General features: G+C 40.4%; 8 protein-coding genes and 1 pseudogene. 8 read left to right on the top strand and 1 reads right to left on the bottom strand.

Translation table 11 applies throughout. From position 1 onward, the window contains the following. The first annotated feature begins 15 nt into the window (after window positions 1–15). The 8 genes and pseudogenes from KW548_13495 to KW548_13460 all read left to right on the top strand — a co-directional run bounded on the left by KW548_13495 (window position 16) and on the right by KW548_13460 (window position 12,525). Entirely contained in the window at window positions 16–2,454 is a 2,439-nt protein-coding gene (locus KW548_13495; protein QXX06118.1) for a type I restriction-modification system subunit M, read from the top strand. 27 nt (window positions 2,455–2,481) lie between these two features. Continuing rightward, on the top strand, window positions 2,482–3,813 hold the full coding sequence (locus tag KW548_13490) for a restriction endonuclease subunit S (protein QXX08071.1): 1,332 nt from the start codon (window positions 2,482–2,484) through the stop codon (window positions 3,811–3,813). A gap of 10 nt (window positions 3,814–3,823) precedes the next feature. Continuing rightward, window positions 3,824–4,987: a DUF4268 domain-containing protein gene (locus tag KW548_13485; protein ID QXX06117.1), complete on the top strand. Its 1,164-nt coding sequence runs from the start codon at window positions 3,824–3,826 to the stop codon at window positions 4,985–4,987. Then, a pseudogene (locus KW548_13480) lies at window positions 4,984–6,361 on the top strand (DUF262 domain-containing protein). Before KW548_13485 ends, KW548_13480 begins: the two are co-directional and overlap by 4 nt. After that, the gene (locus tag KW548_13475; protein ID QXX06116.1) at window positions 6,358–8,313 is read left to right on the top strand and encodes a DUF262 domain-containing HNH endonuclease family protein; all 1,956 of its coding nucleotides are present in this window, start codon (window positions 6,358–6,360) and stop codon (window positions 8,311–8,313) included. Before KW548_13480 ends, KW548_13475 begins: the two are co-directional and overlap by 4 nt. Beyond that, window positions 8,303–11,338 (top strand): type I restriction endonuclease subunit R, encoded by a 3,036-nt coding sequence (locus tag KW548_13470; GenBank protein QXX06115.1) that lies wholly within the window; start codon window positions 8,303–8,305, stop codon window positions 11,336–11,338. Before KW548_13475 ends, KW548_13470 begins: the two co-directional genes overlap by 11 nt. A 49-nt stretch (window positions 11,339–11,387) precedes the next feature. Next, window positions 11,388–11,879 (top strand): hypothetical protein, encoded by a 492-nt coding sequence (locus KW548_13465; GenBank protein QXX06114.1) that lies wholly within the window; start codon window positions 11,388–11,390, stop codon window positions 11,877–11,879. Continuing rightward, entirely contained in the window at window positions 11,851–12,525 is a 675-nt protein-coding gene (locus KW548_13460) for a hypothetical protein (protein QXX06113.1), read from the top strand. The genes KW548_13465 and KW548_13460 overlap by 29 nt, the downstream gene beginning before the upstream one ends. A 122-nt stretch (window positions 12,526–12,647) precedes the next feature. Here the strand turns inward: KW548_13460 and KW548_13455 are convergent, their stop codons facing one another. Then, window positions 12,648–13,121 carry a hypothetical protein gene (locus KW548_13455; GenBank protein QXX06112.1) on the bottom strand — a complete coding sequence of 158 codons (474 nt, stop codon included), beginning with the start codon at window positions 13,119–13,121 and terminating at the stop codon, window positions 12,648–12,650. Between the last annotated feature and the right edge of the window lie 44 nt (window positions 13,122–13,165).

Raw genomic sequence — 13,165 nt, 5'->3', positions numbered from 1 at the left:
AATTAGGATAAACAGATGGACCACAGCGTACATAATAAACTTGTCTCATTTATCTGGAATATCGCCGACGATTGTCTGCGTGACGTTTATGTTCGGGGTAAGTACCGCGATGTCATTTTGCCTATGGTGGTATTAAGACGTTTAGATACGCTGCTTGAACCTAGTAAAGACGCTGTACTAGAAGAAGTTCGTTTCCAAAAAGAAGAAATGAATGCGGTGGATCTGGATGGCGACCCATTACGTGATGCGTCAGGCTTTGTGTTTTACAACACGTCGAAATGGACACTGAGAAGCTTATATAACGCAGCAACGAACAACCAGCAAATCCTCCTAGCGAACTTTGAAGAATACTTACTGGGTTTTAGCGATAACGTTAAAGAGATTATCGAATGCTTTAATTTGAAAGCACAGATCCGCCATATGGCGTCCAAGCAAGTACTGCTGGATGTCGTTGAGAAATTTGTTTCTCCATACATTAACCTAACTCCAAATGAAGCGGTTGATCCTGACGGTTACAAGTTACCAGCGCTGAGTAACTTGGGAATGGGTTATGTGTTCGAAGAACTTATCCGTAAGTTTAACGAAGAAAACAACGAAGAAGCCGGGGAACACTTTACCCCACGTGAAGTGATTGAACTGATGACTCACCTAGTATTCGACCCAATCAAAGATAAACTTCCTGGTGTAATGACGGTTTATGACCCAGCCTGTGGTAGTGGCGGTATGTTGACTGAGTCGCAGAAGTTTATTGAAGAGAAGTACCCAAGCCTTGGGGCTAATCGTGATATTTATCTATATGGTAAAGAAATCAACGATGAGACTTATGCCATTTGTAAGTCGGATATGATGATTAAAAACAACAACCCGGAAAACATTAAAGTGGGTTCAACGCTTTCAACGGATGAGTTCTCGGGGATGAAGTTTGATTTTATGCTGTCTAACCCACCTTATGGTAAAAGCTGGTCGTCTGAGCAGAAGTACATCAAAGATGGTAAGGATGTGATTGATCCTCGCTTTAAAGTCAAACTGAAAGATTTCTGGGGTAACGAAGCAGAACAAGACGCTATCCCCCGTTCTAGTGACGGTCAATTACTGTTTTTGATGGAGATGGTTAATAAGATGAAAGAACCATCGTCAACTGAAACTCAGATCGGCTCTCGTATAGCCTCTGTCCACAATGGCTCAAGTTTGTTTACCGGTGATGCAGGGGGAGGTGAAAGTAACGTCCGCCGCTATATCATTGAAAATGATATGTTAGATGCTATTGTTCAGTTGCCAAACAACCTGTTCTACAACACGGGTATTACTACTTATATCTGGTTATTAAATAATAACAAACCGGATAATCGTAAAGGTCAAATACAACTCATCGATGCAAGCTTACTCTTCCGGAAACTGCGTAAAAATCTGGGGGAGAAAAACTGTGAATTTTCACCAGAACAGATCGATGAAATCACTCAAATTTATCTGAGGTGTGCTGCGGTTGAACGTCAGTTAGATGAGAATAACGATCCTATCGGTATTGCCAGTCAGGTATTTGATAATGAGGACTTTGGTTATTACAAAGTGACTATCGAGCGCCCCGATCGTCGTAAAGCGAAATTTACTCAAGAAGCAATTGCCACATTGCGTTTTGATAAGCAACTGTCTGAGGTAATGAAGTATCTGTATTCTGAATATGGTGACAAAGTGTATGCCACCAAAGGTTACGGCGATGACCAGAAACACAGTTTCTTAAAATCGAAGAAAAAATCGATAGCTGCTTGGTGTGAAGATAACGACATTAACCTTAATAAAAAAGCACAGACCAAACTACTGGATGTTAAATACTGGCTATCGCTTAAAGCGTTGGTTGAAACGGCAGAACAGTTGATGGACGCGATTGGTAGTGATGAGTTCGATGATTACAACGTGTTCAAATTACAGGTTGAACAAGAGCTTAAAGCGAGCAAAGTGAAGCTATCAGCTTCAGAGAAGAATGCCATTTTAAATGCCGTAAGTTGGTATGACGAGAATGCCGCAAAAGTAGTAAAGAAAGTTGTAAAACTGAATGATGAAAAACTGCAAGATTTACTCGAACGTTATGAATGTGAAGAAGCAGATTTACCTGACTTTGGTTATTACTCAACCGGAAAAAAATACGAATTTACGACTTACGAAAGTAGCTCTGATCTACGTGATAGTGAATCTGTGCCTCTTAAGCAGAGTATCTACCAATACTTCCTTGATGAAGTAAAACCAAATATAACAGAAGCTTGGATCAATTTAGAGACAGTCAAAATTGGTTGTGAGATCAATTTTAACAAATATTTCTATCGCCATAAGAAACTACGCAACCTTGATAACGTTGCCAATGACATTATTAATCTTGAGCAAAAAGCTGAAGGTTTAATTGCTCAGATCCTTGGCGTGTCAAAAGAATACGTTAGTTGTGTTGATAAGGTTCAGGAATAAGGGGCTAATATGGAAAGTATTACTGAAATGCCTAAATATGAATCTTTTAAGTGTTCTGGAGTTGACACGCTTGGGGCAATACCATCGCATTGGAATATCGCTCGTTTTCATGACGTTTTTAAATTTGGCAAAGGGCTAAATATAACAAAAGAAAATCTACAGGATGATGGTATTTCTTGCATAAATTATGGGGAGATACATTCCAAGTATGGATTTGAACTTGATCCCAGTGTTCATTCATTAAAATGTGTGGATGAGGAGTATTTACATAAAAATGAAAAGTCTCTACTGAAACGTGGGGATTTTATCTTTGCAGATACTTCTGAGGATTTTGATGGTTCAGGAAATTTCACTTATCTAAAAGCAGATGCTCAAGTTTTTGCTGGGTACCATACGTTAATAGCTCGTTTGAAAATGGAGCTAAATGAAAGGTATTTGGCTTATGTTCTAGAATCGATGGCTTTTCGACTACAAGTTCGCAGAGCTGTAAAAGGTGTCAAAGTATTCAGTATAACGCAGAATATTTTGAAGGGTACAAAAGTTTGGTTTGCAGATGAAAAAGAGCAAGAGCTAATAGTTAAATACTTAGATAGAAAAATAAAGCTACTTGATAAAGCTATTGCTATCAAAGAAAAACAAGTGTGCCTTTTAAAAGAGCAGAAAAAGATTGTCATTCAGAATGCCGTTACGGAAGGTATTTATCAAAACCTATCAATGAGAGATTCGGGTATAGATTGGATTGGTGTGATTCCCGAACACTGGGAAGTAAAACGGGCTAAGTATATTTTCGATGAAGTTGATGAACGCTCGAAAACTGGTGATGAAGAGTTATTGTCGGTTTCTCATATGACAGGCGTAACCCCGCGTTCTGAAAAAAATGTAAACATGTTTATGGCCGAAGATTACTCAGGCTCCAAGCTATGCAGAGAAAATGATTTAGTTATTAATATTATGTGGGCATGGATGGGAGCTTTGGGCGTATCTAATCAAGTAGGTATCGTTAGCCCATCGTATGGTGTTTATAGACAAAAAGTGAAAGATACTTTCAATCCGGTTTATTTGGAGTACCTACTAAAAAGTACCAAATATGTTGAGTACTACAACAAAGTTTCTACTGGTCTTCACTCTTCTCGATTGCGTTTCTATGGTCATATGCTGTTTGCCATGAAGATAGGATATCCACCTATAGATGAACAGAATGAAATTATTTCTTATTTAGATGAACAAACAAAACTTATTGATGAAGCAGTCAAAGTTCAGGATGAGCAGATAGTTAAGCTTACAGAGTTTAAAACTTCTTTAATTAATTCTGTAGTTACCGGAAAAATCAAAATAACGCCTGAAATGGTAGAAGACTAAAGGAGGCGCTATGTTTACGGTCAATCATCAAACTAATCGCATCAGTCCGGTAAAAACTAAGAAGTTCAGTGAGCTAGGCTTCTCTGAGCGCAAACATCTTCAGGAGTGGTTGGCCCATCAGCCGGATGCATTAGGGGAAGAACTCCTTATTATTCAAAAAGAGTTCGATGGCTTTGATGATACCCGTGAACGCCTTGACTTATTGGCTCTGGATAAAGATGGCAATCTGGTCATTATCGAGAACAAACTTGATGACTCCGGTCGTGATGTGGTTTGGCAGGCACTTAAGTACGCTTCTTACTGTGCCAGCCTGACTAAGGGGCAGATTGTTGATATTTATCAGCAGTATTTGGACCGGTATGAACCGCTGCAAGGTGAACGTGATTTATTAAACCAGCCACAAAACGCAGTGCAGCGTATCTGTGAATTCTTAGATGCCCCAGATTTGGATGAAATTAAACTTAACCTCGGCAACAGCCAGCGCCTGATGTTAGTGGCAGCCAATTTCCGTAAAGAGGTGACCAGTACTGCGTTGTGGTTGCTTGGGCAAGGGCTAAGCATCCAGTGCTTTAAAGTTACCCCTTATGCCCTTGATGAGCAGCTTCTTATCAATATCGACCAAATCATTCCTACCCCAGAAGCTAAAGAGCTGATGATTGGCATCAATGCCAAAGAAGCGGAAGAAAAAACCACAGAAGTGGTTTTGAAGAATCGTCACTCGGTAAGGCGAGAGTATTGGGAAAAGGCTTTAGAAGTGTTTCAAAAGAGTGATTGCAACCTGTATGACAATATCAGCACAACCAAAGATCACTGGCTCTGCGCTGGTTCCGGTGTAACCGGTTGCCCGTTCAGCCTGATTTTTAATCAAAAGGAACTTCGTGTTGAGTTGTGGTTAAGTCGTAGCAACGGTGAAGAAAACAAATGGTTATTTGATCAATTGTTCGAACAAAAAGATCAGATTGATTCTGCATTTGGAGAACCTCTTGAGTGGCTTCGTCTAGATGACAAGAAACAATCTCGAATCCAGTTCTCCTGTAAAGTGGAAGGCTTTAACAAAGACATTTGGCATGATCATATTACCTGGCATCTTGAGCATATGGTTAAACTGGAAAAGGCACTTAAGGCATCACTTCTGCAAGCTTCTGAAAGATTAAAACATAAGGATGTGAAATGACGGTAAGTGTCGCAACTTGTTCAGCACAACAACTTTTTGAAGGCCAAAAAATACAGGCGAGTAATGGCAAGCCACTTACTGGAACGTTAGTCATCCCTGAATACCAGCGCCCTTATTGCTGGGAAAGTCAGCAAATTGATAGCCTGTTAGAAGATTTAAGAGAACATTTTCATAAGAATAGTGAGCTACCGTATTATTTGGGTAGTCTTATTCTTCACCACGATGAACAACAGCTGAAAATTATCGATGGTCAACAGCGTATTACTACGTTAGCGCTATTCAGTTTTCTATCTCAACAGCACCAACTGCTTGATCTACGTTTTGAATCTCCCCTTAGCCAACAACAAATTAAGACAAATCTTGATTGGTTAGCAGATCGTAAATCCAAGTGGGCGAAGCTTATCAATTTTGAGCGTATTCAGTTTTCATTGGTGGTCACTGAATCAGAGGATGATGCGTACCGCTTTTTTGAAACGCAGAACACTGGCGGCGTGAGACTTGGTGGCCCTGATATTATCAAAGCTCATCACTTAAGAGCCGTTCCGAAGGTTCATCAATCAAGATTTGCGCTCCAATGGGAAGGGTTGGGTAAATTAGACAACTCAGTCAAATCCCTTTTAAAAGGGCGTTATTGGCAACAGCTGAATATGAGAGAACTCGCACCACATCAGCAGACAAAAGTGGTGAGGGATCAAATTGTCTCCGAACTTGGTGAACAAACAACCGAAGGTGGTGACATTGCTTATGGTCAAGTACTGCGGTTAACTGGGATTGGTGGCGACGTTGTCCAACAAGCCGCACAACAGGGGTATGAAGTCAGGCAGCCGCTTAATGCGGGTATCAACACTATTCGTTACCTGGCGTATTTCCAAAACCTATATCAGCAATACTGGGTTAACCCGACGTTGCCCCATCAAGAAGGTTACAACCACTTTATTTGCTGGCTTAAAGGGTTAGAAGGCTGTGGCTATTTACAAGGTCTCTATGAAGCGTGCCTGATGATGTACATCAGCCAGTTTGGAGAATACCAGTTAGAGTTGGCAGCGAAAAAAATTATTCAGAGTCGTTTACTCCCGCAGAGTGAGTAATCAGAAAGCGGTAAGAGAAAATTCAATTTCAAGTTTTGTGAAGGACTATCCCGTTTTGGACTGGATTGCTTTGAGCTATACGCCTAAGCAGTGCTTTGCCTTTTTTGATGCGTTTGATTTGGTCGTCGATCCTAGCAATTTAGAATTCGATACCAATAGTGTTAAGAAACGCTTTATTGCAGAAGTGACTAAGCATTTCCAGCTGGGGCTGTCAGCAGAACAGTACGCGTCTTCATTTGCTAACTTATTAACCCGTAATATCACTGAAATGACGGAGGCGGCATGAGTTCAAAGGTTGAAACAGAGCTGCTTTCATTACAAACCATAGCGACAAAGGATTTGGGCTTCGTTATTCCTTGCTACCAGCGCCCTTACGTTTGGCGTGAAGAAGAAGTGATTAAGTTATTTGACGACATTCGCGATGCTTATTTAGCTAAAGAGCCTCATTACTTTATCGGTAGCGTCTTGAGTGCGTTAAATGGTGATAAAAGCGAATATGAACTGATCGATGGGCAGCAAAGAACCACAACATTGATGTTGTTATCACTTGCCTTCAAGGCAGTAGGTATCGAGACTCAGCTGGCTCATGTGAGTATCAAAGGTGAAAATCCAAGGTTAACGTTCGAAATCAGAGAGTCAGTGCGTAACTTGCTTGGCAGCTACGCGGGACTGGACAAAATTACGAAACCCGGTGAAGAAGATATTCGTAAGGATGAGTATTTAGTACATCTGGAAGCTAACCTTACGATTTTGAAGCAGCAAGTCGATAAGTTGGCCGAGCAATCAGACTTCGATATTCATGGTTTTGCTGACTACATTTTTAACCAAGTGCAGTGGGTAAATAATATTGTTCCAGCATCTATGGATCTTAATCGCTTGTTTTCGAGCTTAAATACTGGTGGCATACAGCTAGAACCAGTCGATTTATTGAAGGCCAAGCTGTTCAAGCACATTAAAACTCCAACTGACAAAGCTATATACAGCAGTATTTGGCAAGCCTGCGAACATACCGATAACTATTTTGAGCGCAATCTCAGACAGATATTCAAAAGTGCCGACTGGCAAAAACTGGAGTATGCAGATCTTGCCAATTATCAGGCAGAGAGATTTCCTCTAGCCAGTTCTAGTAATAGTGTTCAACGAGTTGGTAAGTCAATTGCAGAGATAGCATCAGGATCGTTGGACTTTGATATTGAACCTGAACAACCTGAAAATCAAAGCGATGATTTTGATGATGAGACCGTTTATTGCCGTTCAATTATAAGTTTTGAATTGCTGTTGATTCATACGCTCAGAATTTTTTGTACCCAGAAATTGTGGGATGATCTTGTCCCCCGTATTCGTGCTAGCAATCTGATGTTGTGTTTTGAACGGCTACTACAACAAGATGAACGAACCATTAAATCGTTTATAGAGTTGTTATGGCAGGTTCGTTATCAGTTCGATACCTGGGTTGTAAAATGGGTTGAGCATGATGACAGAGAAGATGCCCAGCTACGTTTAACCTCGATCAGTAAGAATAAAGCCTATATCAACCGTAAAGCCAAAGAACTTGGTTTATTGGCACAGTTGCAAGCGGTACGTAACTTTACCGGTGATCGCTCAGCCCAGTATTGGTTGACAGCGTTTCTAAGTCGGTTGGTTGCGGAGCCGAAAGCGAAAGACGAAGACGTGGTTACGCTGCTGGAACGCATCGATAATCAAATGTCGCTTACCCGTGAAACGCAAAAAGAAGCCAGTTTTAAACTTGCATCAGGGATATCGCCACAAACAATTCCTTGGGAAGAACAAGCCATATATCTTAAAAGCTCTTTGGGAACTCGATTCGAACATTATTGGTTTCAGAAGCTGGAATACTTGCTCTGGAAAAACGGTGATAAAGCCAATGATGATAAGTTAAAACGTTATCGGATTACTTCGAAAAACTCGGTTGAGCACGTTCACCCTCAAAATGAAGAGTATCATCATCAGCTTGAAAGGAGTCCATTGAATGCTTTTGGTAATTTAGTGCTTCTAAGCCCGGGAGAAAACTCGTCATACAGCAACCAAACGGTAGCAAAGAAAAAAGCGGATTTCGATTCTAAGCCACGTTATGACGCGTTGAAGCTGAAAGATATTTTTGAAACATACACGCAATCAGATAACCAATGGTCTGCCAACGAAATAGAAAAACATCAACAGAACATGTTGACATTGTTGGAAACACATTATACACGAGGAGTAACCGATGGTCAGTAATACTAACGAGCAGGCGTTAGAGGCTAGTATTGAAAAAGCACTCACTGGCCATTGTCTTGAAGATCAAAAGATAGGTATTTCTGATGATCCTATTACGCCTTATGGTATGCAACATTGCGGTTATCTATCTGGCTTCCCTTCTGATTTCAATATGCAGTATGCATTGGATGCTCGTTTCTTTTGGCAGTTTCTTGAAGACTCTCAGGAACAAGAACTGGCTAAATTGAAGAAGAACAATCCGGGTGATTGGCAACGTAAGATTTTAGAGCGTTACGACCGTCTGATCAAAAAACATGGAGTGTTGCATCTGCTTAAAAAGGGACTGAAAGTTGATGATGCTCATTTAAATCTCATGTATCCGGCACCTTTAGCAAGCAGTAGTGACAAGGTAAAACAAAATTTTGCAGCTAATATTTTCAGTTGTACACGTCAGCTTCGTTACTCATTAGCCAATCCACTGCAAGAAATAGATATGGTGCTGTTTATCAACGGTATCCCAATTGTCACTCTTGAGTTGAAAAATGCGTGGACTGGGCAAACAGCTCGTTACCATGGTCAAAAACAGTACCGTGAAGACAGAGATACTACTCAGCCACTTCTCACGTTTGGTCGTTGTTTGGTCCATATGACAGCCGATACTGATGAAGTGTATATGACCACCAAATTAGCTGGGAAAAATACTTTCTTCCTGCCTTTCAATAAAGGTTATAACCATGGTAAAGGGAACCCGCCAAACCCTAACGGTCATCGAACGGCATATCTATGGGAAGAAGTCTTTACCAAAAGTAGCATCGCTAACATTATTCAACACTTTGTACGTCTTGACGGCGGTAGCAAAACTCCATTGGCGAAACGTACCTTATTCTTCCCGCGTTACCATCAGCTTGATGTTGTACGTAGATTGATTGCTCATGCTTCCACTTATGGTGTTGGTCATACATACTTGATTCAACATTCCGCAGGGTCTGGGAAATCAAACTCTATCACCTGGGCTGCATATCAACTGATAGAAACTTATCCGGAAACTAATGAAGTTTCTGGCGGTAAGGGAATGGAACAACCATTGTTTGACTCTGTTATCGTTGTAACGGACCGTCGTTTACTTGATAAACAGTTGAGAGATAACATCAAAGAGTTCTCCGAGGTCAAAAACATTATTGCGCCAGCTCTTACCTCTTCGGAGCTTAAACGCGCATTAGAGGGTGGTAAAAAAATAATTATCACCACTATTCAAAAATTCCCTTTTATTATCGATGGGATTGAAGATCTCAGTGATAAACGTTTCGCGGTGATCATTGATGAAGCACATAGCTCCCAGTCTGGCTCTGCGCATGACAATATGAACCGGGCAATGGGTAAACAAGACGTTGAAGCGGAAGAAGACGCACAAGATAAAATTCTACAGGCGATGAAATCACGCAAAATGCGTGGTAATGCCTCGTATCTTGCTTTCACTGCAACACCTAAAAATACAACCTTGGAGAAATTTGGTCAGCAGCAACCGGATGGCACGTTTAAGCCATTTCACCTTTATTCGATGAAGCAGGCGATTGAAGAAGGTTTCATTCTAGATGTGCTAGCCAACTATACGACTTACAGAAGCTATTACGAGATTGAAAAGTCGATAGCTGAAAACCCTGAGTTTGATACCAAGAAAGCTCAGAAGAAACTGAGGGCTTTTGTTGAGCGCAGTCAACAGACGATCGATACGAAAGCTGAAATCATGCTGGAGCACTTTATACCTTCAGTCGTTAACGCTAAGAAGTTAAAAGGCAAGGGTAAAGGTATGGTTGTTACTCAGAACATTGAGACTGCTATACGTTATTACCGAGCTATTCGCCGTATTCTTGAAGAGTCAGGTAACCCTTTCAAAGTTCTGATTGCTTTTTCTGGTTCAAAAACTGTTGATGGTATTGAATACACTGAAGCTGATATTAACGGCTTCGCAGAAACGGAAACGAAAGACAAATTTGATACGGATGAACATCGCTTATTAGTCGTGGCAAACAAATACCTTACAGGGTTTGATCAACCAAAGCTTTGCTCTATGTATGTAGACAAAAAACTTGCAGGTGTTCTGTGTGTTCAAACATTATCTCGACTCAACCGCAGTGCGCCTAAATGGGGTAAGAAAACGGAAGATTTGTTTGTCCTGGACTTCTTTAACGCAGTAGAAGATATACAAGCATCATTTGATCCTTTCTATACCGCCACATCTCTCTCTCAAGCGACTGATATTAATGTCCTGCATGAGTTGAAAGATGACCTAGATGATGTTGGTGTATATGAATGGTATGAAGTTGAAGATTTTGTCTCTCGCTATTTTAATAACGAAGATGCACAAACGTTAAGCCCCATCATTGATACCGCAGTAGCTCGATTCGATGATGAGCTTGGTCTAGAGCCAGAAGAACAGGTTGATTTCAAGATTAAAGCCAAACAGTTCGTAAAAATTTACGGTCAGATGGCGTCAATCATGCCATATGAAATTGTCGAATGGGAAAAACTATTTTGGTTCCTTAAGTTTCTGATTCCAAAACTGAAGGTAGATGACTCAGATGCAGATGCTTTCGATAAGCTTTTAGAGTCGGTTGATTTGAGTTCATATGGGTTGCAGAGAGTTAAGCTCAATCATTCTATTCATCTAAATCCTGACGAAACACCAGTTGACCCTCAAAACCCTAACCCTAGAAGTGCTCATGGGGGTGACTCTGAAACTGATGAGCTTGATGAAATCATCCGTACCTTTAACGAGCGCTGGTTCCAAGGGTGGAGCGCCACGCCAGAAGAACAACGTATCAAGTTTATCAAGATTGCCGAGAGTGTTCGTCAACACCCGGATTTTGAATCGAAATACAAAAATAACCCAGACCCGGTCAACCGAGAGCTGGTGTATAAAAAAATACTTAAGGAAGTCATGCTTCGCCGCCGGAAAGAAGACATGGAGTTTTACAAGCTATTTGCTTCTGATACAGCATTCGAGACTGCGTTGACGCATAGTACGCAGCGTATGGTTGGTGGTTGATGAGAGCCTTATTGAAGATTTTTGTTTTAGTGGAAATGAGTTGTTATAGATGGAAAAAATAGAAGATTTTTTAATTGTCTTGAGGCAGCGCTCAGGCACATCTTGGATAGCTGACGAAATTGAAGATACTTTTTCTCAAGGTATATCAATGAAGGCTCAGGAAGCTGATACTGACAGTAGCTTCTTTAAATTAGTACCTTCCGATCAGTTACCTGCGCCGGAAAAGAGGAAACGTCAAAAATATGAAACTAGTAGACCTTTTACTCATGATGAGAAAGTTGGTGTCCTCCTAAAATCTATCGAAGTTGCTTTTTTAGATGTACCTAAAATACGGCATTCTGCACTGGGAAATCTATTGAAGTTTGATTCAACTATTGAATCAATAAAGTTTGTGCCATCAGATAATGATGAAGTATCTCAAGAGGTTCTTCATGAAATAAAGGCGATTAGCATAAATGGGGATTTGACTGAAAGTCAATTAGCGTACGATGGCTTTAAAGGAATGTTAGAGAATGGCGATGACGACACTGAAAGATCTTGAAAACGCGTATAACCAACATTTGAAAAACAGGGTTCCAGTAACATCTTCTGGTGCGGCAAATGATGCTTTTGAAGTGTATGCATTATCATTGGTGTTGGAAGCAGCTCGGCAAGAAGGAGCGTCGATATCATTTCAAACAGTTAATGGTACAAAATCTCCTAAGACATTATTTTTCAGATCATCTCCAGGGCGAATCTATTCGAAGGCTAATGATTATGCACATGCGATGATCGATTTTGGCAACGACCTGATTTTTGAAGGTCATGTAGGTGTGTATGTTGAAGGACTTGCCGGCGTTGTCCATGAATGTGATGTTTTAGTTGTTGATGCTTCTGAAGGCGAATTTTGTCGACGAAATATGGTCCATCCAAAGAAAAACCATACGGTCTTAACTGCTGAATGTAAATTCTATTCCGGTAATTTGGGGATCTCACTAGGTCGAGAATTTTTGGGAACAACATTGGATTTAGGGAAGGAAGATCGGTTTTTCTTAAGTAACCGTGATGGGAAATCTCTTGATAGAGTACTTGCTCATCATAAAAGACAACGTTTTCTTGGTTTGACTCCTTTAAATCCTGATTCAGAAGCACAAACAATATCACAGTTTAGAACGGCTTTTCGAAATCAAAAATCTCGTAGGCGTTAATGTCAATTTGATGTAGTGGTAAGGCGGAACATTCTCCTATAGTTGGTTCCGCTTTTTCGAAAGATATACATCAAAAATTAACGGCTTTTTATTAAATATTTCAAAATCATGAGAATCTGTGGTTAGTAAATTGGAGCTACGTATTTGTCAGAATCAAGGTTACTCCAAGTCACTTCTTCATAATGTTCATGATTAAGAGATCTCAAAAAAGATTCTCGGCTCATGGGAGTACAGATTAAAAAATTTGAAATTTCTAGTCGCTCGTCAATAATCATCTCCTCAGCGGCTGCTTCGATATGCTTTCTATTGATCGAAGGAAGGTTTGCGCAAAAAGTATCAATGATTTTTTCTCTGTATTTCTTATAAACAAAAATGCTAAAAACGGCATTATTGTTACTGATTTTTCTGGAACGCGATAACTTCACGAGGGCTCCATGGTCGTTATAACCCAATGATTGAGCGAGCAAATTATATCGTTCTTTTGATTTGAACTTATCATACCCTGATTTTTCTGTTATCAGTGACGCAAACCGTATTGCTTTCGATCTAAAATTATCAAGATTAAAAGGAGCAATTTTAAAGGTTTCCTTGTGCATCGATTTATTCCTTATTATGCGTTGTGTGCAGCTTGGCTATGGAT

It is taken from the genome of Vibrio neptunius, from assembly GCA_019339365.1.
Lineage (GTDB): Bacteria > Pseudomonadota > Gammaproteobacteria > Enterobacterales > Vibrionaceae > Vibrio > Vibrio neptunius.
Note: the sequence above shows the minus strand (reverse complement) of the source record. Positions and strands in the feature narration are given on the sequence as shown.